The organism is Enterococcus sp. DIV1937, assembly GCF_050535975.1.
Classification (GTDB): Bacteria; Bacillota; Bacilli; order Lactobacillales; family Enterococcaceae; genus Enterococcus; species Enterococcus faecalis.
The window spans coordinates 2,489,037-2,512,004 of sequence record NZ_CP172909.1 but is presented as its reverse complement, the minus strand read 5'-3'; the positions used below and the strand labels follow the sequence as shown (position 1 = coordinate 2,512,004).

Sequence of the window (22,968 nt, the reverse complement as noted above, 5' to 3'; positions counted from 1 at the left end):
TCTTTTCCTACAAAAAACTATTGTAAATTATTGGCATTAGTAGCTTCAACACCATAAGAATCAGCTACTTTTTTCAAGCTAAATCCTTTTCCGTAGACTTCACTCGCACTCATTGAAATCAAAAAAGCTTCTTCATCAATCTCAAGAATGGCTTCTTTTAAGCGGGGAAAATCTTTTTCACGAATGACAGTCATTAAGAGCATGCCTTTCGCGCTTCGATAACCGCCTTCGATTGGCACCAAGGTCACACCTTTATCTAGTTCACGTAATAAGCGTTCTTGAATAGCGACATATTTTGGTGAAATAATCATCACATTCTTCGAGCGAACCAGACCAACTTGAATCATGTCAACGACACGACCAATTGTAAATAAACAAATTAAAGAGAATAGCACAATATCTGCATTAAAAGCATACATTGCTGATAAAATGACTAAACCATCGACGAATAAAATAGCAATACCTAAGGAAACTTTGAAGTATTTATTGACAATTTGTGAAATGATTGCTGTCCCACCAGTTGAAGCATTGCCACGGAAAACCAAGCCTAGGCCAGCACCTGTAATAATACCGCCAAATAATGCTGCTAGAAAAATATTATGTGTTAAAACAGGCATCCCCGAAGTAATTCCTACAAAAAATGGATAAATAAGGCTGCCATAAATGGTTTTGACACCGACCTCTTTCCCAAGAAGTAAGAAACAAAGCACTAAAAGAGGAATATTGATGGCGTAAAGAACAATGGCGGGACTAATCCCGAAAACATAATTAATAACAATACTAATGCCATTGGCTCCGCCTGCGACAAGTTTATTTGGCAATAAGACCGCATTGATTGAAATGGCCAAAATGAATGCACCGACTGTTACATAGGCGGTGTCTTTTAAACGTTGGGCTGTAAAAAATTTGTTCATAAAATACCTCCAATTATTTATTAGTTTAGTGAATGATGACATAAAAAAAGACAGAACATGAGAGACAAGCCTAATCGACTTATGTCCCACACTCTAAATCTTCAACTAATCAACTGAACACTTTTTCCTTATACTAACATGAAATACGACAAGAAAACATAGTGAACAAACAATTTTTTGGAAAAGCCCTCAATTTATTGAAGGCAAAAAAGTCAAAAAGCGGCCAGCCCAAATAGCTTCATGATGTTGGATAATTTGTGCTGCGGTTAAATGTCCATTATCCAAGGTGGAAGTGGTTTTCGGTGTCATCAAACACGTATAGCCTAAACCATGAGCCATCCGAATTGTAGTGTCCACACAAAACTCGGTTTGGACACCAGCAATTTCTAACGTTTGAACGGCTTGTTCCGTCAATAAATCATTTAAATTTGTTTGGTAAAAGGCATTCGCATGCGTTTTGCGGATGAAAAAATCTGTGGGCTGTGCATCCAGCTTTTCAAAAAGTTGCCAAGAGTCTGAGTCAAAAGGTAATTCGGTTTCTTCATGTTGAACAAAAATAATGGGCGCATGGTGTTGGCGGTAGACAGCAATACGCTGATTGACCTTTTCCAACACTGCTGGCAGACGGTACAATTGCTGCGACGGACTTTCGATGCCTTTTTGAAAGTCAATTAAAAGTAATGCACGATTTTTCATGAGCAATCCCCACTTTCTATAAACTAGTTGTTTTCAGTATAACGGAAAAAGGCGCTCTCTAAAAGTGTCTCGAAAATTCCCAAGTGAACGTTCAAAAAAACAGCATATTTACTCGTTTTCCTATATAATAGTAAGAGAAACAGATAGTTTGTAGAAAGAAAGGCGACAAGATGAATTATAGAGAATTAATGCAAAAGAAAAATGTTCGTCCTTACGTATTGATGGCTCGTTTTGGTTTAGAAAAAGAAAACCAACGTAGTACACGAGAAGGGCTTTTAGCGACAACTGATCATCCCACGGTTTTTGGTAACCGTTCTTATCATCCATATATTCAAACAGATTTTAGTGAAACACAATTAGAACTAATCACGCCTGTAGCAAATAGCGGCACAGAAATGCTTCGTTTTTTAGATGCCATTCACGATGTGGCTCGTCGTTCGATTCCAGAAGATGAAATGTTGTGGCCATTAAGTATGCCGCCACAATTACCAACAAAAGATGAAGAGATTAAAATTGCTAAATTAGATCAATATGATGCAGTGTTATATCGTCGTTATTTGGCAAAAGAGTATGGCAAACGAAAACAAATGGTCAGCGGAATTCATTTTAATTTTGAATATGACCAAGCCCTGATTCAGCAATTATATGATGAACAATCCGAAGTGACAGATTGCAAACAATTTAAAACGAAAGTGTACATGAAAGTTGCCCGTAACTTTTTACGTTATCGCTGGTTAATTACGTATCTTTTTGGGGCTTCACCAGTTAGTGAAGACGGCTACTTTAGAGTCTATGACGACCAACCGCAAGAACCCATTCGCAGTATTCGGAATAGTACGTATGGCTACAGAAATCATGACAATGTGAAAGTATCGTATGCCTCATTGGAACGCTATTTAGAAGATATTCATCGCATGGTGGAAAATGGTTTACTTTCTGAAGAAAAAGAATTTTATGCGCCTGTGCGCTTACGTGGCGGGAAACAAATGTCTGATCTGCCTAAAACAGGTATTCGCTATATCGAGTTGCGTAATTTAGACTTAAATCCTTTTTCACGTTTAGGCATTGTGGAAGATACCGTGGATTTCTTACATTATTTCATGTTGTATTTATTGTGGACAGATGAAAAAGAAGAAGCGGATGAATGGGTGAAAACTGGGGATATTTTTAATGAACAAGTGGCTCTTGGTCATCCTCATGAAACGATTAAGTTAATTGCAGAAGGCGATCGGATTTTTTCAGAAATGATTGATATGTTAGATGCTCTAGGCATTCGCAAAGGCAAAGAAGTTGTCGGTAAGTATTATCAACAACTGCGGAATCCACAAGACACCGTTTCTGGCAAAATGTGGACGATTATTCAAGAAAACTCCAACAGTGAATTGGGTAATATTTTTGGAAACCAATATCAAAGTATGGCCTTTGAACGCCCTTATCAATTAGCTGGTTTCCGTGAGATGGAATTATCCACACAAATTTTCTTATTTGATGCGATTCAAAAAGGTCTGGAAATCGAAATTTTAGATGAACAAGAGCAATTTTTGAAACTGCAACATGGCGAGCACATTGAATACGTCAAAAATGCCAACATGACTAGCAAAGATAACTACGTGGTACCATTGATTATGGAAAACAAAACCGTGACAAAGAAAATTTTGTCTGCAGCAGGTTTCCATGTGCCTGGCGGTGAAGAATTTTCATCTTTTATTGAGGCACAAGAAGCACATTTGCGCTACGCCAATAAAGCGTTTGTCGTGAAACCAAAATCAACGAATTACGGTTTAGGAATTACCATTTTTAAAGAAGGCGCTTCGTTGGAAGACTTTACGGAAGCGTTACGGATTGCTTTTAAAGAGGACACAGCGGTTTTAATTGAAGAATTTTTACCTGGAACAGAATATCGGTTCTTTGTGTTAGATAATGATGTAAAAGCCATCATGTTGCGCGTGCCAGCCAATGTTACCGGTGATGGCAAACACACTGTAGAAGAATTGGTGGCCGCTAAAAATAGTGATCCATTGCGGGGGACCAATCACCGTGCACCACTAGAGTTAATCCAGTTAAATGATTTAGAAAAACTAATGTTGAAAGAACAAGGTTTAACTATCTATTCTGTGCCAGAAAAAGAGCAAATCGTGTACTTGCGAGAAAATTCTAATGTTAGCACGGGCGGGGATTCGATTGATATGACCGATGTCATTGATGATAGTTATAAACAAATCGCCATTGAGGCCGTAGCTGCTTTAGGAGCCAAAATTTGTGGCATTGATTTAATCATTCCTGACAAAGACGTAAAAGGCGCACGTGATAGCTTAACGTACGGGATTATCGAAGCAAACTTTAATCCAGCCATGCACATGCATGTGTATCCATACGCTGGACAGGGTAGACGCTTGACAATGGACGTTTTAAAACTTTTATACCCAGAAGTGGTTCAATAAAAAAAGAATACCGCCAAAAAATTCATAATAGATTTTTTGGCGGTATTCTTTATAAAAACGTTTTCTTGGTGAACCCAATAGGTTATACTAAAACTATTACCAATGAAAGTTGTATGACGGTGGCTCTGAGTTAGAGAGGCAGGTGATGCCTATGTGTATCCGATGCACTTTAACGAAAGGAGCATTTTTTTTGTCAATCGAAGCGACATTGGAATTGATGATTAGTTTTGCAGCGTTTGTTGCACTACTGATTTTCGGTATCCTTGAAGCAACGAAAAACGATAAAAAATAACCGTTCATAAGCTTAGACGGCTGAACGGTTAAAGAACAACAAAAACTTAACTCAGTAAGCCACCAGTTCTTATAACTGGTGTTGGTATAAAAGGAGAGGTATGTACCCGCATACCTCTCTTTTTCATTTTCATAATAGCATAATTCTATTATAAATGGAAGCGCTCATAACTTTCCTTGAGCTTTTTATGAGTGAAATAGTTTTTGCCAAAAGCTTTTTTTAGCTGTTGGCTCTTCTTTTGGCGTTTCTGTTGCTTGAGGATATTTTTCTGTAACGTCAATCACAGGTTCATCGACTGCATGTTTTTCAGCTAACAGTAAGCCGAGAGAGTCAGGGTTGTTCTCCACAAAATTGTTAACAATCTTAAAGGTTGCGCCATGCTGATTTAATAATTTAATATAGGTACTTTGCAGGTCAGAAGAGATTTCGCCATTTAAAAGTACTGTAACTTCAGGATGCTTCGCTAATTCTTCTAATAAATGTTTTTGGTTCTGTGCATCTTTCATTTCAGCGACGGTCATGGAGAGACGGCAGCGTTCACGAAATGTGCCCATGTATTTGTGTTGTTCTTCAGGATTAACGAGGGGCGTACCGTACATTCCTTTATCCAGACGTTGTTGTAAGTCATCATTCGCCATTCAGTAACACTCCTTTCCTAACATTTCCCTCCATTATAGCATATCTTAGATAAGTCGTTGGTCAGTCGGCTTGAGAAGAAGTTTTTAAGAAAGGAAAAAAAGTGGTTGCATTTGTGATGGTTTTCTCATACACTGTAACTAAGAATGAGAATCATTCTCAATTAAATAAAAATGGAGTTTTCTCATGAAAAAGATTGGTTTGTTTGTTCTACTATTACTTTTCAGCTTATTGTCATTAGTGATAGGGGTGAAGGACATTGCACTTTCTCAGTTGTTTCAATTAGATGCGCAGCAACAATTTGTTTTATTTACCACCCGTGTTCCCCGCACGTTGAGTTTAATCATTGCTGGTAGTACGATGAGTATTTCTGGATTGATTATGCAGCAACTCACACAAAATAAATTTGTCGCTCCTAGTGTCGCTGGAACAACCGATAGTGCAAGGTTGGGTATTTTAGTCGCAATGTTATTTTTCCCAACAGCTCCGTTTCTCTATCGAACGGCAATTGCTTTTATTTTTGCGCTAAGCGGGACCTTGTTATTCTTAGCGCTCATTCGATTATTACCAAGTAAGAATCAAGTGATGGTCCCTTTGGTGGGCGTGATGTTTGGTAACATTCTAGGTTCAATTGCCACATTTTTTGCCTATCAATACCAATTGGTTCAAAATATGTCTGCTTGGTTACAAGGAAATTTTTCCACAGTTATGAAAGGGAATTATGAATGGTTATTCTTAATGATTCCTTTGTGGTTTGTTATTTATTTATTTGCTTATCATTTCACTGTCGTTGGTATGGGTGAAGCATTTGCAAATAGTCTTGGCGTCCATTACCAGCGAATTCAGTTTTTAGGTTTGACGCTGGTTGCTTTAGCAAGTGCCATCGTTTTATTGATGGTGGGGAATATTCCGTTTTTAGGGGTTGTGATTCCCAATCTCGTGTCTTTACGTTATGGCGATCATATGAAAAATACCTTGTGGTTAACTGGGATTTGCGGGAGTTTGTTCTTGTTAATCTGTGATATTTTAGCACGAGTATTGATTGCCCCCTATGAAATTCCTGTCAGCGTGGTTGTCGGAACATTAGGGAGCATTTTGTTCATTTTATTATTACTAAGGGGGCGCAAACAATGAAACGGCCTTTAAAAAAATGGCTTTCATTACTTTTGCTTTTAGCTGCCGTAGTAATTGTGAGCCTTTGTTATTTAACTTATAACACGTATGGCAATTGGTCCTTTGCTTTGGCGTTACGAGGCAAAAAGTTATTGGCTTTTATTTTTGTTGGAATCGCTGCGGCTTTTTCAACTATTAGTTTTCAAACAGTCACGCAAAATCATTTCCTAACGCCAAACATTTTAGGGATGGATTCCTTGTATGTCTTTGTGCAGACGGTGTTATTTTTTCTTTTAGGAGGCGCACAAGCGTTAGGCCAAGTAAGTCTTGGGTCGTTTTTGATGAACGTCTTTTTAATGGTGTTTTTAAGTACTAGTTTATCGTATTTTCTATTACGCAAAAATCAATCCGATTTATTTTTATTATTGATGATTGGCATGATTTTAGGTACTTTTTTCAGTAGTATTAGTACGTTTTTACAAGTGATTATGGATCCTAACGAATACGACTTACTCCAAGGAAAGTTGTTTGCCAGTTTTGGTAACGTCAATAGTCAGTATCTCGTTTTCGTTGGTGTGGCGGTACTCATGATTTGTGGGATACTTTGGCGGGAAAGTTACCGTTTAGACGTTTTACATTTAGGGAACCATCAAGCCCAGAATTTGGGGATTGCTGTGAATCAGTTTCAATTAGTGTTGTTGTGTTTGATCAGTAGTCTGGTCGGCTTATCAACAGCATTAGTGGGACCGATTACATTTTTAGGTTTTATCGTGGCCAATATGAGTTATCAATTCATGAAAACCTATCGCCACCGAGAACTGTTTGTGGCAGGGAGTTTAATAGCAGTCTTTTTACTGGTGTTCGGTCAATTGATGGTTGAACAGGTCTTTCATTTGAATACCCCGCTCAGTGTGGTGATTCAATTTGTTGGGGGCGTTTATTTTATATGGAAAATTATTGCAGAAAGGAAGCAACGCACATGATCCAGATGAGTGATGTATCAAAAAAATATGGCGATAAATTTGTCGTTTCAGACATTGATTTACCTATTTCTGAAGGCAAATTAACGGCCTTTATTGGACCAAATGGCGCTGGGAAAAGCACGCTGCTAGCCATGATGAGTCGCTTAATTCCCAAAGATACCGGGGAAATTTATCTGGACAAGCAAGAAGTAAAAACCTGGAAGCAATCAGCTTTTTCACAAAAAATTGCCCTTTTAAAACAAGCCAACGGTGTACAACTTAAATTAACTGTGCGAGAACTGGTCAATTTTGGTCGTTTTCCTTATTCCAAAGGTCGCTTAAAAAGCGCTGACCACGAAAAAGTAACAGAAGCACTGGAACAATTGGGCTTAACTGAAATGGCAGAAGAATACATTGATACCCTTTCTGGGGGCCAATTACAAAGGGCGTATATTGCCATGATTTTAGCCCAAGATACCGATTATATTTTATTAGATGAGCCCTTAAATAACCTCGACATGAATTATGCGGTTCAAATGATGCAGATTCTTAAACGCTTAGTGGATGAACTAGGAAAAACGATTCTGATTGTTCTACATGATATTAATTTTGCCGCAAGCTATGCAGATGAAATTGTCGCCATGAAAGGCGGAAAGCTCTATGCGCATGGCGCAACAGAAGAAGTTATTCAAACAAGTATTTTAAATGATCTTTATGAAATGAATATCCGGATTTGTGAAATTGAAGGAAAACGCTTTTGTCTTTATCACTAAATCGGGCAATTTAAAAATAACATTTTTGGAGGAAAAGAATGAAAAAGAAATTTTTAGCAATGATGGCAGTTTCAATGATGGGACTGTTAATGTTAAGTGCTTGTCAAACAAATAAAAAAACAGCAGATTCTGCAACAACAGAAACAACAGCTAAAACGGAAGTCACAGTCAAAGACACCAATGGTCAATTAACCGTTCCCAAAAATCCTCAGAAAGTCGTTGTTTTTGATAATGGTTCCTTGGATACAATGGATGCACTAGGTGTCGGTGACCGCGTGGTAGGTGCGCCAACTAAAAATATCCCTGCGTATTTGAAAAAATACCAAAAAGTTGAATCAGCAGGCGGCATTAAAGAACCAGATTTAGAAAAAATCAATCAACTAAAACCAGACTTAATTATTATTTCTGGTCGTCAACAAGATTATCAAGAACAATTAAAAGCCATTGCGCCAACCATTTACTTAGCTGTAGATGCCAAAAATCCTTGGGCATCAACGAAACAAAATATCGAAACGTTAGGCACTATTTTTGATAAAGAAGAGGTAGCTAAAGAAAAAATAACTGGCTTAGAAAAAGAAATTGCTGACGTGAAAAAACAAGCAGAAGCTAGCGCGAATAATGCGCTTGTTGTGTTAGTTAACGAAGGACAACTTTCCGCTTACGGAAAAGGCTCTCGTTTCGGTTTAATTCATGATACATTTGGCTTCAAAGCAGCAGACGATAAGATTGAAGCTTCCACTCATGGGCAAAGTGTTTCTTACGAATATGTTTTAGAAAAAAATCCTGGGATTCTCTTTGTGGTAGATCGCACCAAAGCAATTGGTGGCGACGATTCAAAAGATAACGTCGCTGCAAACGAATTGATTCAAAAAACCGATGCTGGTAAAAATGATAAAGTCATTATGCTTCAACCAGATGTTTGGTATCTAAGCGGTGGTGGATTAGAATCAATGCATTTGATGATAGAAGATGTTAAAAAAGGATTAGAGTAAAAAAAGCCTAGGACAAAAATCACTTTGGATTTTTGTCCTAGGCTTAAAAGCTGATAAACGGCGGGAACAAAAGCAACTCCTTCGGAAATAAGCTGAAATTCTCCAAAAATTAAAGAACAATTTTCGGAAATTTCTTCTTATTTCTCGGAGCTAAACACTTCTGTCCCGACCTTCTTAATGAAAAACAAAAAAGTTTTAAATTAAAAATGTGGTTGACGGCCTCGAAAATGTTTGCTAAACTATCCGTAAATCAGTATGATTGATGAAACAAATAAAAGAACAAAATGTGATGAGAAGGAAAGTACTTTTTAAAATAGCTTGCAGAGAGCCTCGTTTGGTGAGAAGAGGTAGTGACGTTAAAGGGGAAAATGGCCTTTGAACAGGTTGGTTGAAGCCGTTCGCTTAAACCAATTCAGGTGCGCCTGTTATAGCGCTACAGTATGATTGTACTGGAAACGAGCGGATCTTTTTTAGCGAAGAGATCAACAAAGGTGGTACCGCGATTGCATAAGCATTCGTCCTTTTTAGGACGAATGCTTTTTTTATTTGTTTAAAAAATATGAGGGGGCAACAACATGAAATTGGGGAAAAAAGTAGTAGGTTTGATTGCAACAGGGTTTCTTTTAGCCGCATGTGGCGGAACCAAAGAAGCGGCAGAGAAAGTAGATTCGGGAAATTTAGCAGCTGAACAAAAAATCAGTATTAGTTCACCTGCACCAATCTCAACATTGGATACAACACAAACAACAGATAAAAATACCTTTACAATGGCACAACATTTATTTGAAGGCCTGTATCGGTTTGATGATGATAGTGCCACGGTGCCAGCTCTAGCTAAAGATGTCAAGATTAGTGACGATGGGCGCAAGTATCACTTTACCTTGCGGGAGGGGATTAAGTGGAGCAATGGCGAGCCAATCACGGCCCAAGATTTTGTTTATTCTTGGAAAAAACTGGTGACACCAGCGACTATTGGACCGAATGCTTATTTACTAGACAGTGTTAAAAATAGTTTTGAAATACGCAACGGTGAAAAGTCAGTCGATGAATTAGGGATTTCAGCCCCTAATGACAAAGAATTCATTGTTGAATTAAAACAGGCCCAACCTTCCTTCTTAGCAGTCGTTTCGATTGCTTGGTTAGCGCCACAAAATCAAAAATTTGTCGAAGCGCAAGGTAAAGATTATGCCTTGGATAGTGAACATTTACTTTATAGCGGGCCATTTACGCTAGCCAATTGGGATGCGACTTCAGATACTTGGACATTGAAAAAAAATCCAGAATACTATGATGCGGATCAAGTGAAACTGGAAGAAGTTGCGGTTAGCACAATCAAAGAAGATAATACTGGGATTAACTTATATCAAGCGAATGAACTAGACTTAGTTCGCATTAACGGACAATATGTTCAACAATATCAAGATGATCCAGGCTATGTCAGTCATCCAGATGTGGCCAACTACTTCTTAGATTTCAACAAAAAAGAAGGAACGCCATTAGCGAATGTTCATTTACGAAAAGCGATTGGCCAAGCAATTGATAAAGAAGCCTTAACACAAAGTGTCTTAAACGATGGGTCAAAACCCCTCAACGGATTGATTCCAAGTAAACTTTATGCGAATCCAGAAACAGATGAAGATTTCCGAGCTTACAGTGGCGAATATTTGAAAAATGACGTCAAAAAAGCTCAAGCTGAATGGACGAAAGCCCAAGCGGATGTCGGTAAAAAAGTGAAACTTTCATTGCTGGCGGCAGATACAGATCAAGGAAAACGAATTGCTGAATATGTTCAAAGTCAGTTGCAAGAAAATCTGCCAGGTTTAGAAATTACCATTTCATCGCAACCAAGTAATAATGTGAACCAATCGCGACGTGAAAAAAATTATGAGTTGTCTCTTTCAGGATGGATTGCCGGCAGTAGTGAATTAGACTCTTACTTTAACTTATATGCAGGAGAATCAAGTTACAATTATGGCAATTATCATAATGCCAAATACGACCAACTGGTAGAAGATGCACGAACGATTAATGCCAATAATCCAGAGAAACAGTTTGCAGAATACAAAGAAGCGGAAGACATCTTGTTGAACCAAGATGCTGCCCAAGTACCGCTGTATCAAAGTGCCTCAAATTATCTAATCAATCCTAAATTGAAAGGCATTAGTTATCACTTGTATGGGGATTATTTCCACTTGCGCAATGCTTATTTAACAGAATGATTCAGGAAGAAGGAGTAAAAAATGGAAAAATTAGTCGAACGATTTTTAACTTACGTGAAAGTTAACACCCGTTCAGATGCCAACAGTCAAACCACACCGACGACGGTCGGTCAAGTGGTTTTAGCCAAAATGATTGAAACAGAACTTCATGAATTAGGTTTGGCCGATGTGCATTATAACGAACAAAACGGCTTTTTAACGGCACGGTTGCCTGGTAACCAACCTGCAGCGAAGAGCATCGGGTTGATTGCACATCTGGATACGGCGGATTTTTCAGCAGAAAACATCCGTCCCCAAGTCATCACTAATTATGATGGTCAAGATGTCCTCTTGAATCAAGAACAAGGCATCGTTTTATCAGTTGCTGAATTTCCCAATTTAAAAGAGTATCAAGGGGAAACGTTGATTACTACAGACGGAACCACACTTTTAGGAGCAGATGACAAAGCGGGAATTGTCGAGATATTAGCTGCTGTTGAGTATTTTTTGGCACATCCAGAAGTAGCGCGGGGGGATGTTTGGCTTGCCTTCGGTCCAGATGAAGAGATTGGACGCGGGGCCGATCAATTTGATGCGCCGAACTTCCCAGTCGCTTTTGCGTATACAATCGACAGTGGCCGCGTGGGACATTTCGAGTATGAAACGTTTAACGCCGCTCAAGCTGTGATTACAATTGAGGGAACCAGTGTCCATCCGGGAACGGCCTATGGTTCGTTAGTGAATGCCATTAAATTAGGCGAACAACTTGATCAATCACTACCGCAAAAGGAAGTACCAGAACAAACACGTGGAAATGAAGGATTTTATTTACTCAATAAATTTACAGGAAGTATTGAAAAAGCAGAACTTGTCTATATCATTCGGGATCATGATCAAGAAAACTTTCAAGCGAGAAAGCAATTTTTGGAAAAACAAGTCCAACGTTTAAATGCGCTGGCGGATAAACCCAGACTAACAATTACTTTCCAAGACCAATACTATAATATGAAGGAAATCATCGAAAAAGATTGGACTCCTGTAGAATTGGCCGTCCAAGCAATGGAAAGTTGTGACATTGAACCAATCATCACACCATTTCGTGGCGGGACAGATGGTTCTAAGATTTCTTTCATGGGCATTCCCACGCCTAATCTATTTACAGGTGGCGAGAATTTTCATGGGCAATATGAATTCATTACCGTTGAATCAATGGCCAAAGCTGTTCAGACGATCATTGCCATCATTCGCTTAAACGCTAATTAAAGAAACACGCAAGGGAAATGCCGATTTTCCTTGCGTGTTTCGCTGTTTTTCGGTAAAGTATGTAGAAAAGTAGGGAGTTTTGCTCATGAATTATCCATTGATTTTTGCAGAAAACCAACGAATCGAAACCGAACGCTTGATTTTAAGGCCCGTCACATTAGCCGATGCAGAGGATATGTACGAATATGCTTCAGATGAGGAAACGGTCCGCTATGTGTTTTTGAAAAACCAAACAATCGCTGAAACAAGACAAAACATTGCTAAATTTTTTATGGGGGAACCTTTAGGAAAATATGGGATTGAAGTGAAAGAAACGGGCAAAATGATTGGCACGATTGATTTGCGGGTCAATGAAACCAATAATATTGGAGAATTAGGCTATGTCTTGAACCGTGCCTTTTGGGGCAATGGCTACATGCCTGAAGCCGCGACGGCGTTAGTTGAACTGGGTTTTGCAAAAATGAAACTCATGAGAATCTTTGCTTTACATGATCAAGACAATCCAGCTTCTGGTCGTGTCATGGAGAAAATTGGTTTTACCTACGAAGGAACACTACCCAATGCTCGAATTAGTAAAGGGAAAATTGTCACAGATGTTTATCGTGGGATGACACTGGAAACATGGCAAAATCGACAAAAATAGAAGCGGAAGACAAGTTAAGAGAGGAATTAGAGAAATGTTGATGTTTACAGAAAAAGAATTTGCAGCCTTTGAAGTTGCTGGATTAGATGAACGAATGGCGGTTATCCGTGCGCAAATTCAACCTATTTTTCAAGAATTAGACACGTATTTTGCCGAACAACTAGCGCCTGAACTAGGAACGGAGTTGTTTGTCCATATTGCGCAACATCGCCGTCGCACCGTGTATCCACCAGAAAATACTTGGTCAGCACTTAGTCCGAATAAGCGCGGGTATAAAATGCAGCCGCATTTTCAATTAGGCATTTGGGGCGACTATGTGTTTATGTGGTTGTCATTCATTGATAATCCTAAAAATGAAAAGCAGATTGCGCAAGCCTTTTTAGAGAATCAGCAATTATTCCAAGCATTACCAGAAGATACGTATGTTTCCTTGGATCATACGGTTCCTCAAATTACTCCGCTGCCAGAAACGGATTTAGAAAAAGCCTTAACTCGTTTTAGAGATGTAAAAAAAGGTGAGTTTGAAATTGGGCGCATCATTCCCAAAGATAGTGCCTTGTGGCAAACCCCTGAAAAAGCACGCGCTTATATGTTGGCAACCTATCAACAACTCCTGCCATTGTATCAATTAGCTGTTGCCCAATAAGAGAAACAGACAGTTATTTTGTGTTTTAGTGTTATTTTATCGAATTATCCAATCGTCAAAAATGAGAAAAGCTCACAATGTTAGTTTTAATTACTAACATTGTGAGCTTTTCTTTAGTTTTTTTGAAAAAAATTAAGGGATGACTGGCTGATTTCTATGGAAAAGTACGTTTTGATAGCCTTTTTTGCTTAAATAACAAGAGTAGCAACCTTTGCTTAATAAGGGATTTTCGCGAATAGATGTTGTCAAATGAAAAAAAATGATGTTTTGAACAAAGAGTTCTTTGCTATTATAAAGGTATGAAAAAGGTTGTTTACGCATTCTTTATATAGAAGAATGTGAATGAGTTAAAAGGAGGTTTTTAAATGAAAAAAAGCGTTATTTAATAATTGCGTGTTTACTATTTTCCCCTAGTTTTTTTATAAATGTTGAAGCATCTGAGGGTGGTTCTAGTTCGGTGGGGATTGAATTTTACCAAAATCCGAGAACAGCCGCTCCTAAAGATGCCCCACCGAAAACAGATGCGCCAGCTGCTGATCCCAAGGAACCAGCTGGTCCTCCGCAAGGAGATCAACGAAGTGGTGGTTCGACACAGACCACCACAACTGGCTCGCAGCTCCCTCGTACAGGGAGCAAGAGTCAGGCAAATCTTAGCATTCTTGGTCTTGTCTTGATTGGTCTTGTCGGAATGGTCCAGAGAAAGAAGGGACGACATGAAGCAAACTAAGTGGCAACGATTAGCAACCATTGGCTTGTGTAGTTCTTTAGTGATTAACGCTTTTTCTGGCGTGACCGCAGTTGCGGAAACCATCACGATTGAAAGTAGTCCGACAGTAGCAAGTAGCGCTAAGGAAGCAACATCAGCAAGTAGCGCAACGCCAGAAAGTACGGAAAGCAGTCAAGAAACGACTGAAACGAGTCGGGAAGAAGTGACACAGGAAACAGTGGAACAAGAAGATACAACGGAAATAGCTCAAGAAGAAAATCTGCTGGAACCATCTGGTATTCAAGCGAAAATTATGCCTAGAGCATTTGTCTGGGCAGCTACAGGAACCACGAATAGAACCACGGTTCGTCTTAACGATGTAGTTGATTATCGAATGAAACTGGAAAATATTACAACAGATGATACAAATTCAGATATTGTTGGTCCGATTCGAATTGAATCAAAATTGGCAGCTGGAATGACTAGACCAACGTCAGTTATTATCAAAGTTGGCCCCGAGGAACAAAATGTAGTTATAGGAGAAGGCTCTCATAATGCCAATAGTGGTGGCGAATATTTTGTTTGGACAGAGTCGACTAGGACGGTCACTGCATTTATCAATCGTCTACACGGGCGAACTTCTGGAAATACTGGGTATATCAAAACATTGTATTTTCAGACAAGAATTACTTCGGGTACACACAACGAAAAAAAATATATCGATTCCACGATTCGATTTAATGGATTTGGCGCAGTGAATAGACGAAATGAAATGACGTATGTGGATAGATTTTCTGGTAACTTAGGTTTGAAAGGGAATTTAAAATTTTACGATGAGGATGGAGTGGCTAGTAAGGAACAAATGAGTCTTTCCATAAACCCAGTATTATTTAAATCAACCAATTCGAGAGTAGAAGGGACGCTGTTAAGATATCCTTTAACTATGACAAATGCTGGTAGTGGGCTTTATAGGTTTGATACAGGACTAAAAAATATAGGTACTAGTAACGGGGGTTCGTGGTTTTTCTTTAGTAACGATATTGTGATTAATTTTGCTACAGCTACCACCAATAGAATTGATAAAATTGTGTTAGCACCACCTAAAGCAACACTTCCAGACAGCCGAACAGGTGTGATGACTTCCAGAGCGTACACATCAACAACTTATACGAGAAGTAACTATGATATTTCAACATATAACTTTACTAAAGCGACTGGTAAGACATGGCGTATAACGAATCGTAGTTCTAATAGCGGAGTAAGCACCAATATTATGTTTAGTGACAATCTTGTAGGAACAACAGGACAGTTCAATAAAGGGAATTCTGGTGCTACTATTAATTATTATATTTATTACAAAAAGCTTTATGAGAATTTTGTTAATAGTAACGGACAAAAAATTACACCACCATCAGGATTCACACAAGGAAAGCGAACGGTTATTAATAGTGAAGCGTACACTTTTAAACAAAGTGGCACCTTGCCAGATACCTATCAAGCAGACGGCAAAACCTATAAGTTCAAAGGCTGGTACAAAGGCAAAACCAAGCCAAACACCTTGACCGCGACTAAAGCACCAAGCTATGCGGTGACTTATGATGATAATGATGATTTGAATGTGGTGTATGAGGAGATTAAGGTTTTGGAATTTCCTAGTCGTACATATCAATTTGGGTTTGTTGATGAATCAGGTAAGCGAGTAGATGCCTCCACGATTGATTTGACATATGATAATTGGTACGGTATTGGTACTGAGCCACCCAACAATATCCCATCAGCATGGGCAACTACTAAAATAGAAACAGGGATTAAGGCAAATACAAAAAATAATCTTAAAGAAATCATATACCCAGTTCAATATCTTGAAACGAATAGTAATGATTCATTTCAATTTAGTGCAGTAAACTTAAGATATCAGCTTCCAAGAATTTATAAATCCATCAGTATACAAAATCAACAAGGTGGTTTTGATGCCGCATATCCTTATCCAAGTATACTAAACCCATCAGGTGCGGAAATAAATAATACTCCTCAATATTTTGAATTAAAGAATAATGGAGGACAGGAGTTTGTGTTCAATAGAACAACAGCCGCCGCTCCCGAAAATGTTCAGCTTCCATTTTATTTAAGATATGTATCGAGTTTTCTTACGGGGAAAGCAATGTACTATACGATTCAAGGTCCAATCTATTACTATCTAACCAACCGCCGTGTCACCGAAAACTTCGTGGACGCCAACGGCACTAAAATCACGCCACCAACAGGCTTCACGCAAGGGAAACAAACAGTAATTAACAGTGACCCATACACCTTTAAACAAAGTGGCACCTTGCCAGACACTTACACAACAGGTGGTAAGACCTACAAGTTCAAAGGCTGGTACAAAGGCAAAACCAAGCCAAATACCTTGACCACCACCAAAGCGCCAAGCTATGCGGTGACTTATGATGATAATGATGATTTGAATGTGGTGTATGAGGAGATTAAGGTTTTTGATTTTCCAGCGCTGACCTATCAATTCGGGTTCGTAGACGAGTCTGGCAAACGAGTAGATGCTTCAACGATTAAACTAACCTATGACAATTGGCATGGAGAAGGATTAGCAACCAATTCAGCTGATTCAAATAAACCTGATTACTGGAAAACAGTCAGTCTTGAAAAAGGTCAAGTTGCACCAACCAAAAACAATTTGAAGGAAATTGCTTATCCTGCGCAATCACTTGAAATACTGAGTGATCGAAGTACACAACATAGTGCGGCTAATTTAACCTTTACACTACCCAATTACTATGAAAAAATAAGTGTTTATAACAAGAGTGGTACTTTTGATATAGCTTACCCGTTTCCTAATATTCAAGGTAATAATTATTCAGAGCCATTTGTCGAAGGTGAGAATAAGCTACTTTCTAGAAACTTTGAGTTAAAGAATAACGGGAGTCAATCGTTTATCTTTAATCGAACAACCACGGCTGCTCCGATAGATATTCAGGTACCCAGTTATTTGCGAAAGGTTGTCCACAATCCTAATTTGGGATCGGGGGTAGCAACCTATCTTACAATTGATAAACCAGTCTATTACTATCTAACCAATCGTAAAGTCACCGAAAATTTCGTAGACACCAACGGCACTAAAATCACGCCACCAACAGGCTTTACGCAAGGGAACCAGATTCCCATGACGAGCAACACCTTCAAGTATACGAGCGCAAAAGTCTTACCAGCTAGTTATACAACAGGCGGTAAAACTTACATTTTCCAAGGCTGGTACAAAGGTAAAACCAAGCCTAATACTTTAACAACCAGCACTACGCCAACATACAATACAACTTTTGATGGCAATGACGACATGACGGCGATGTATAAGGAAGAAGTGCCCAAAGCAAGTGTCGCTTTAACTCGTACTACCGCTGAAACCGTGACTAGCGGCGGCAATGTCACCTGGCGTGCCACAATTACCAATACAAGCCAAGCGCCACTAACCACGGCGACCATCAAGAAATCAACCGCTTGGACAACTGGCTTAGCAGCACCAACCGCCATGATTGTCACGCCAGCTGGCGGAACCGCGAAAACAGTTCCCGTCACAGCGACTACGTGGACCAATGGTGTTAGCTTAGGCACTGACATTCCCGTAGGAAAATCTGCCACGGTTCAGTTCACTACGAAAGCGACAGGGACAGCGGGGCAAGTCTTGCGCGCTGGGATTACCACCAGTGGGAATTACAGTGGTGTCTCTGCTTCGGCCACCGTACGTGTGAAAGACAATGATCAAGCAATTGTGACACCAACGGCTGAAGGCTTCATCAGTGTTCCAACCTTCAATTTTGGTCAGGTTGGGGTAGCGGGAAGCACGCAACAGCACAGCTTGAAAAAAGCCGCTGATTACTATGGCAACGGCACACGCAATCCCTATCTGCGGATCAAGAAAACCCAACCGAATTGGAGCTTAACAGCGCAACTGTCGCAACCAAAATCAGCGACAGACAGCTTGCCGACAACGACCCGCTTATTATTAGGGGCGGCTCCTGTTTCGAGTTTCTCAAATTACAACCAACCTACCGAGTTGAAAAATGCGGTCGGTACTACGAGTACCATTAGTTTGAATGCCAACAACACGGCCACTAGGATTATTGCCAATCAACAATTCACTGGGAGTAATATCTATCAGTTGGACTTCACCTTCAACAATGTCAAACTTGAAGTGCCAGCCAACCAAGGGGTCAAGGGGCAACAATACCAAGCCGCAGTTACGTGGAACCTAGTTACAGGTCCTTAAAATAGTTAAGTTATCATGAGGAAAGCTCAAAATGTTAGTGTTTGATACTAACATTTTGAGCTTTTGTTTATGGAAATTAAGGAATTTGGCTGAAAATCAGTAGCAAAATGGCAGATTCTCTTAATTTTCGAGTGTTTTTCCAGTGAAAAAGTGCTCTTCCGCCTTGGTATAATAGGAATCATCAGAAAAGTAGCTTAGCTGTAGCAAAATTTGAAATTTCAAGTCCGCCTTTTTTTGATAGAATGGAGAAAATTAAAAGCTGTACATATACCAATGAACAATAAATCAATACATAAAAAGGAGAATAGCATGAATCAAAAATGGCAAAAGTTACTTCCAACAAGGAACTCACCTAAGAGGTGGTTCAGCACAAGCTATCACGACTGACCCTTGCGCCCTGTACGAAGGGACAAGGGGCAAGCAAATTTTAGCATTCCCAGCTTAGCCTTAATCGGCTTGGCGGGAATGGTACATAGAAAGAAGGGACGACATGAAGAGAATTAACTGGCAACGCTTAGCAACCATTGGCTTGTGTAGTTCTTTAGTGATTAACGCCTTTTCTGGCGTAACAGCCATTGCGGAAACAGTCACGAGTGAAAGTAGCCCGACAGTGGCAAATAGTATTAAGGAAGCAACACCAGCAAGTAGCGCAAGGCAAGAAAGTACGGAAAGCAGTCAAAAAACGACTGAAACGAGTCAGGAAGAAGTAACACAGGAAACAGCGAAACAAGCAGAGACAAAAGCGCCACTGGAAACACCAGAGATAAAAACAAACACAACAGAACAACCTGCAGAAAATAGTAGTGAAAATGACCGACAAAAGAGTATTTCGCCACGTTGGGTGCCGAATAATCAAGTGATTTATCCGAGAATAACCTTGGCTTTCACTAATGAATCAGGGCAAGCTTTTGCTGATGAAAACTTAACGTTATCAGGGACGTATACTAAATTTGGATATGAAGACGCAACTAGTTTATGGCGACCATATGCGGTTAATTATCCAATTACTTCTTCTAATGCAGGTGGTGGTCAATATCGAGTAGCTGTCAATGCAACGGTTCCTTTACCATACGATTTTTTTACAGATTTACCAGCAAATTATAGGATGAATATATACGCGGTTGAACAATTAAAGATTGATAACACGCTAAAGTATGTCGACAGTATTGTTGCTGTGCCCAATTCTACACTGAGGATGACCAGATATAGTGCACAACAAACAACTGAGTTACCGCAGTTTGGGAATCATATGACTCCTTTTGTATTACGCACAAGAGATAGCATATTTTCTAAAAGCAGTGAAAATGTTTTCTCTCTAAACACGGATGGTAATGAATTTTTAAGAATCCTGAGTGTCGCCCCCATTGGCACTCCAGTAGAACCAGTATTATACGGATTTGATGGCACTGCAACGTACCGAGAAACACTTAATTACGTAGTCACCCGTAAACAAGTCACCGAAAAGTTCGTAGATGCTAACGGCGTAGCCATTACACCGCCAACAGGTTTTACCCAAAACAAGAAAACACCAATGACCAGCAATGACTTCACCTTCAAACAAAGCGGTACTTTGCCAGACACCTATCAAGCAGACGGCAAAACCTACAAATTCAAAGGCTGGTACAAAGGCAAAACCAAGCCAAGTACTTTGACCACCAACAAAGCGCCAAGCTATGCGGTGACCTATGATGGGAATGACGATTTGACGGTGGTGTATGAGGCGATTCAAGAAGGAAAAGGAATGTCATCTGTTCAGGTGATGAATAAGGCGATTCAGAATCCAGTGACTTTGCCTGATCGCATGTATCGTGTCCTATTTATCAATGAAACAGGGGGGCTGACATTTGCTGATCGTTATGGCTTTACTGGAGAATTAGTTGAGGTTGCGGATGGCAAAGTGACGCCAATTGGCCCAGTCCCGACTAACAATAATAGCGCAGTAAAAGAAATCACTATACCAGGTCGGGTTTTCGATACAGAAAGACCTACGCCGTTGCAATATGGAGTTCGCAATGCAACCTTTACGTTGCCCAAAATGTATAAAACCGTAACGTATCAACCTGGCCCAAATTATACAGGTACAGCCTACTCTATTCCAGAAACGTATCGTCTTAGTTTAAGAAGTGGTGTCAAAAGTGACATCGATACAACTGGATGGCGAATTGGTCTTGACCCGACAACAGATCCACAAAAGTTTACGATGAGCGGTATATACTGGTCATCAATGCCTACAAATGTTAGACTTGCAACACTATTAAGTGCGACTATTACTGGTAAAGGAGTAGAACCGAGTGTCTATACACTAGATGAAAATGCACGTATGTATCTTTACCTAGAAAATCGTCGTGTTACGGAAAACTTCGTAGATACCAATGGTACTAAAATCACCGCACCGTCAGGTTTCGCCCAAGGGAAAAAAACAGTAATTACTAGTGATTCGTACACCTTTAAGCAAAGCGGAGATTTGCCAGATACCTATAAAGTCGGCACGAAAACCTATCAGTTCAAAGGCTGGTACAAAGGTAAAAACAAACCAGACACCTTGACGACGACCAAAGCTCCCAGTTATCCAGTCACTTATAATGATGATGATGATTTGACGGTAGTCTATGAAGAAGTCGTGATGAAAACGTATAATTTACCAGCCAAAGATGTTTACTTTGGTTATGTTGATGAGGCAGGTAACCTATTGAATACAGCAGGCTTTTCTGTAGAAGCCGAATTAGGTGAAAGTGACGAAACTGAATCAACAGTATTAGGGAAAATCCAAGGAACTGATGAAGTGATGAGTAAATTAAAAAAATTATCGATTCCTGGCAAGTCATATGATTTCCCGATAGATAAGCTTAAGACATACGGTGCAAGGTCTGTTAATCATACAATTCCTAAACAATATAAGACAATGTCGATTACACCGCTAGCTACTTATACGGGAGATAAAACAAAGTATCCTATGACCAAAGAGATCCGGAAAAATATAGAAGCGCCATATACGGTTGTTTCTCAAGCTGACGGAGTAGAAGCCTTCAAATTAACTAACGCTGGAACTTTTTTTAGAACCAGACGAGCTTTTTGGACATGGGACCCGAATAACACGTTGTATGCTATGGGAATTTATTCAGGGACAGTCGGAAAAAACTATAACTTAGCTTCTCCAGAGGGAACAATCTACTATTATTTAGAAAACCGTCGTGTCACTGAAAACTTTGTGGATCCAAGCGGCGCTAAAATTACACCGCCAACAGGCTTCACGCAAGGAAAACAAACGGTGATTGACAGTGATAATTTCACTTACGCTAGTACGAAAGCCTTACCAGACACTTATACAACAGGAGATAAATCCTATAAGTTCAAAGGCTGGTACAAAGGTAAAACCAAACCAGGCACCTTGACAACGACTAAAACACCAAGTTACGCCGTGACTTACGACGATAAAGATGACATGACAGCGGTCTATGAGGAAGTCCAACCAACAGCAGAAATGACGGTTAGTCGGTTACTAGAAGTGATCCCAAATGAAGCTTCTATGATGTGGATAGTTAAACTAAAAAATACCAGTGAAGTTCCATTGACCAACGTTAAACTAGCTCCAACTACCAAATGGGCGGCAGGTATTTCACCACCAACACAATTAGCTGTTCGCATTGGTAATACACCAAATAAAATTATTCCAGTGACGGCAGAACAATGGCAAGCAGGAGTTAACTTAGATATAGAGATTCCTGTGAACGGCGAAGCCTTAGTGACAGTGAACACAGCGAAAATTACGGGAGAACCAAGACAACTTTTAACCGCAGAAATGACAGCTAGTGGAAACTTTTCTGCAGTGACAGCTAGTAACTTTGTACGTATTCAAGGAGAAGATCAAACGATTACGCCAACACCAGTAGAAGAAGGTTTCATTAGTACACCAACGTTTGATTTTGGGAAAATTAAGATTAACAGTAGCACTAAGCAGTACGGACTGAAAAAAGCAGCTGATTACTATGGCAACGGCACACGTAATCCATATCTACGAATAAAGACAAGCCAACCTAATTGGCAGTTAACAGCACAATTGTCACAGTTAACAGCGTCAGCTGATAGTTTACCAACTAGTACGCGTTTATTATTAGGAAGTGCGGATGTTATAGCAATCGAAAACTATAATCAAGTCACAGAGTTAACAAATAAAGTTGGGGTTACGAAAGCCTTAACTTTGACGAGTGACGGTACATCTACACCAGTAATTCTTAATAACCAATTTACAGGTAATGATGTCTATCAATTAGATTTTGGTTTTGCCAATGTGAAATTAGAAGTCCCTGCCAACCAAGGGAAAATAAATGAGAAATATCAAGGAACGGTGACGTGGAACTTAGTCACTGGACCTTAAAAAAATAGTAAACCGCCCCCAAAAAGTTAGACTTTTTGAGGG

The 22,968-nt window shown here is 39.5% G+C and carries 16 protein-coding genes and 1 other annotated feature; of the genes, 13 read left to right on the top strand and 3 right to left on the bottom strand.

Annotated features, from left to right (window positions below):
- Positions 1–17: 17 nt before the first annotated feature.
- Positions 18–914 carry a YitT family protein gene (locus IGL13_RS12065; protein WP_002365354.1) on the bottom strand — a complete coding sequence of 299 codons (897 nt, stop codon included), beginning with the start codon at positions 912–914 and terminating at the stop codon, positions 18–20.
- A gap of 189 nt (positions 915–1,103) precedes the next feature.
- The gene (locus tag IGL13_RS12060; RefSeq protein ID WP_002378810.1) at positions 1,104–1,610 is read right to left on the bottom strand and encodes a cysteine hydrolase family protein; all 507 of its coding nucleotides are present in this window, start codon (positions 1,608–1,610) and stop codon (positions 1,104–1,106) included.
- A gap of 170 nt (positions 1,611–1,780) precedes the next feature.
- Here IGL13_RS12060 and gshAB point away from each other — a divergent pair, with 170 nt between their 5' ends.
- Positions 1,781–4,051, top strand: a complete 2,271-nt coding sequence (gene gshAB, locus IGL13_RS12055; RefSeq protein ID WP_002378809.1) for a bifunctional glutamate--cysteine ligase/glutathione synthetase — start codon at positions 1,781–1,783, stop codon at positions 4,049–4,051.
- Positions 4,052–4,241: 190 nt separating this feature from the next.
- Positions 4,242–4,343, top strand: coding sequence for a putative holin-like toxin (locus IGL13_RS12050; protein WP_224561205.1), 102 nt, complete (start codon positions 4,242–4,244; stop codon positions 4,341–4,343).
- A gap of 185 nt (positions 4,344–4,528) precedes the next feature.
- Here the strand turns inward: IGL13_RS12050 and IGL13_RS12045 are convergent, their stop codons facing one another.
- Positions 4,529–4,981 carry a YueI family protein gene (locus IGL13_RS12045; protein ID WP_002378807.1) on the bottom strand — a complete coding sequence of 151 codons (453 nt, stop codon included), beginning with the start codon at positions 4,979–4,981 and terminating at the stop codon, positions 4,529–4,531.
- 184 nt (positions 4,982–5,165) lie between these two features.
- Here IGL13_RS12045 and IGL13_RS12040 point away from each other — a divergent pair, with 184 nt between their 5' ends.
- From IGL13_RS12040 to IGL13_RS11990, 11 genes are all read left to right on the top strand, one after another.
- A complete protein-coding gene (locus IGL13_RS12040) occupies positions 5,166–6,113 on the top strand; it encodes an ABC transporter permease (RefSeq protein ID WP_002354960.1) in 948 nt (315 codons plus the stop codon).
- Positions 6,110–7,075, top strand: a complete 966-nt coding sequence (locus tag IGL13_RS12035; RefSeq protein WP_002371665.1) for an iron chelate uptake ABC transporter family permease subunit — start codon at positions 6,110–6,112, stop codon at positions 7,073–7,075. The genes IGL13_RS12040 and IGL13_RS12035 overlap by 4 nt, the downstream gene beginning before the upstream one ends.
- Positions 7,072–7,827 carry an ABC transporter ATP-binding protein gene (locus IGL13_RS12030; protein WP_002354962.1) on the top strand — a complete coding sequence of 252 codons (756 nt, stop codon included), beginning with the start codon at positions 7,072–7,074 and terminating at the stop codon, positions 7,825–7,827. Before IGL13_RS12035 ends, IGL13_RS12030 begins: the two co-directional genes overlap by 4 nt.
- A gap of 38 nt (positions 7,828–7,865) precedes the next feature.
- Complete coding sequence (locus tag IGL13_RS12025; protein WP_002359060.1) at positions 7,866–8,819, top strand: siderophore ABC transporter substrate-binding protein; 954 nt, start codon at positions 7,866–7,868, stop codon at positions 8,817–8,819.
- A 280-nt stretch (positions 8,820–9,099) separates the two neighbouring features.
- Positions 9,100–9,345 (top strand) — a binding site (T-box leader).
- A 49-nt stretch (positions 9,346–9,394) separates the two neighbouring features.
- The gene (locus tag IGL13_RS12020; protein WP_002359061.1) at positions 9,395–11,038 is read left to right on the top strand and encodes a peptide ABC transporter substrate-binding protein; all 1,644 of its coding nucleotides are present in this window, start codon (positions 9,395–9,397) and stop codon (positions 11,036–11,038) included.
- Positions 11,039–11,059: 21 nt separating this feature from the next.
- Complete coding sequence (gene pepT / locus IGL13_RS12015) at positions 11,060–12,280, top strand: peptidase T (RefSeq protein ID WP_002354968.1); 1,221 nt, start codon at positions 11,060–11,062, stop codon at positions 12,278–12,280.
- A gap of 85 nt (positions 12,281–12,365) precedes the next feature.
- On the top strand, positions 12,366–12,923 hold the full coding sequence (locus tag IGL13_RS12010) for a GNAT family N-acetyltransferase (protein WP_002386268.1): 558 nt from the start codon (positions 12,366–12,368) through the stop codon (positions 12,921–12,923).
- Positions 12,924–12,957: 34 nt separating this feature from the next.
- A complete protein-coding gene (locus IGL13_RS12005) occupies positions 12,958–13,569 on the top strand; it encodes a YktB family protein (RefSeq protein WP_002368423.1) in 612 nt (203 codons plus the stop codon).
- A gap of 385 nt (positions 13,570–13,954) precedes the next feature.
- Positions 13,955–14,296 (top strand): LPXTG cell wall anchor domain-containing protein, encoded by a 342-nt coding sequence (locus IGL13_RS12000; RefSeq protein ID WP_174082762.1) that lies wholly within the window; start codon positions 13,955–13,957, stop codon positions 14,294–14,296.
- A complete protein-coding gene (locus IGL13_RS11995) occupies positions 14,283–18,551 on the top strand; it encodes a WxL domain-containing protein (RefSeq protein ID WP_010710236.1) in 4,269 nt (1,422 codons plus the stop codon). The genes IGL13_RS12000 and IGL13_RS11995 overlap by 14 nt, the downstream gene beginning before the upstream one ends.
- Positions 18,552–19,041: 490 nt before the next feature.
- A complete protein-coding gene (locus IGL13_RS11990; protein WP_002378802.1) occupies positions 19,042–22,926 on the top strand; it encodes a WxL domain-containing protein in 3,885 nt (1,294 codons plus the stop codon).
- The last annotated feature ends 42 nt before the right edge of the window (positions 22,927–22,968 follow it).

What these genes read in the sequence shown, in the direction of transcription:
- IGL13_RS12065 (WP_002365354.1), bottom strand. Translation starts at nt 914, where the DNA reads ATGAACAAATTTTTTACAGCCCAACGTTTAAAAGACACCGCCTATGTA.
- IGL13_RS12025 (WP_002359060.1), top strand. Translation starts at nt 7,866, where the DNA reads ATGAAAAAGAAATTTTTAGCAATGATGGCAGTTTCAATGATGGGACTG.
- gshAB (WP_002378809.1), top strand. Translation starts at nt 1,781, where the DNA reads ATGAATTATAGAGAATTAATGCAAAAGAAAAATGTTCGTCCTTACGTA.
- IGL13_RS11990 (WP_002378802.1), top strand. Translation starts at nt 19,042, where the DNA reads ATGAAGAGAATTAACTGGCAACGCTTAGCAACCATTGGCTTGTGTAGT.
- IGL13_RS12045 (WP_002378807.1), bottom strand. Translation starts at nt 4,981, where the DNA reads ATGGCGAATGATGACTTACAACAACGTCTGGATAAAGGAATGTACGGT.
- IGL13_RS11995 (WP_010710236.1), top strand. Translation starts at nt 14,283, where the DNA reads ATGAAGCAAACTAAGTGGCAACGATTAGCAACCATTGGCTTGTGTAGT.
- IGL13_RS12010 (WP_002386268.1), top strand. Translation starts at nt 12,366, where the DNA reads ATGAATTATCCATTGATTTTTGCAGAAAACCAACGAATCGAAACCGAA.
- IGL13_RS12060 (WP_002378810.1), bottom strand. Translation starts at nt 1,610, where the DNA reads ATGAAAAATCGTGCATTACTTTTAATTGACTTTCAAAAAGGCATCGAA.
- pepT (WP_002354968.1), top strand. Translation starts at nt 11,060, where the DNA reads ATGGAAAAATTAGTCGAACGATTTTTAACTTACGTGAAAGTTAACACC.
- IGL13_RS12040 (WP_002354960.1), top strand. Translation starts at nt 5,166, where the DNA reads ATGAAAAAGATTGGTTTGTTTGTTCTACTATTACTTTTCAGCTTATTG.
- IGL13_RS12030 (WP_002354962.1), top strand. Translation starts at nt 7,072, where the DNA reads ATGATCCAGATGAGTGATGTATCAAAAAAATATGGCGATAAATTTGTC.
- IGL13_RS12035 (WP_002371665.1), top strand. Translation starts at nt 6,110, where the DNA reads ATGAAACGGCCTTTAAAAAAATGGCTTTCATTACTTTTGCTTTTAGCT.
- IGL13_RS12005 (WP_002368423.1), top strand. Translation starts at nt 12,958, where the DNA reads ATGTTGATGTTTACAGAAAAAGAATTTGCAGCCTTTGAAGTTGCTGGA.
- IGL13_RS12020 (WP_002359061.1), top strand. Translation starts at nt 9,395, where the DNA reads ATGAAATTGGGGAAAAAAGTAGTAGGTTTGATTGCAACAGGGTTTCTT.